The 651-nt window shown below is 53.5% G+C and carries 6 tRNA genes; all 6 read left to right on the top strand.

Annotated features, from left to right (window positions below):
- Window position 1 precedes the first annotated feature (1 nt).
- The 6 genes from MWJ95_RS24375 (at window position 2) to MWJ95_RS24350 (ending at window position 574) form a co-directional block, all read left to right on the top strand.
- Window positions 2-77, top strand: a tRNA-Ala gene (locus MWJ95_RS24375).
- Between the two features lie 26 nt (window positions 78-103).
- Window positions 104-177 (top strand) — tRNA-Met (locus MWJ95_RS24370).
- Window positions 178-184: 7 nt separating this feature from the next.
- Window positions 185-261 (top strand) — tRNA-Ile (locus MWJ95_RS24365).
- A 12-nt stretch (window positions 262-273) separates the two neighbouring features.
- A tRNA-Ser gene (locus MWJ95_RS24360) sits at window positions 274-366 on the top strand.
- A 54-nt stretch (window positions 367-420) separates the two neighbouring features.
- Window positions 421-495 (top strand) — tRNA-Met (locus MWJ95_RS24355).
- A 3-nt stretch (window positions 496-498) separates the two neighbouring features.
- Window positions 499-574, top strand: a tRNA-Asp gene (locus MWJ95_RS24350).
- Window positions 575-651: the final 77 nt, after the last annotated feature.

Below are 651 nucleotides of genomic sequence, written 5' to 3'. Positions count from 1 at the left end.
TGGGGCCTTAGCTCAGCTGGGAGAGCGCCTGCCTTGCACGCAGGAGGTCAGCGGTTCGATCCCGCTAGGCTCCACCATAAAAGATAACCAGTATAAAGATCCTGGCGGCGTAGCTCAGCTGGCTAGAGCGTACGGTTCATACCCGTAAGGTCGGGGGTTCGATCCCCTCTGCCGCCATCTTAAAGGACCTTTAGCTCAGTTGGTTAGAGCAGACGGCTCATAACCGTCCGGTCGCAGGTTCGAGTCCTGCAAGGTCCACCATTTATATAGTACGGAGGTATACCCAAGTCTGGCTGAAGGGATCGGTCTTGAAAACCGACAGGCGGGTAACACCGCGCGGGGGTTCGAATCCCTCTACCTCCTCCAGTTTATATTTTTTATAAAATGGTGCTTAAAAACTCGAAAAGAATATCTTATTAACGCGGGGTGGAGCAGTGGTAGCTCGTCGGGCTCATAACCCGAAGGTCGTTGGTTCAAATCCGGCCCCCGCAACCAAATGGTCCCGTGGTGTAGCGGTTAACATGCCTGCCTGTCACGCAGGAGATCGCCGGTTCGATCCCGGTCGGGACCGCCATTTTTAAAAATATGGGTCAGTAGCTCAGTTGGTAGAGCATTAGATTGAAGCTCTAAGTGTCGGCGGTTCGATTCCGT

Source organism: Lysinibacillus sp. Bpr_S20 (assembly GCF_023337835.1).
GTDB lineage: Bacteria > Bacillota > Bacilli > Bacillales_A > Planococcaceae > Lysinibacillus.
This window is presented reverse-complemented; position numbering and strand designations above follow the sequence as displayed.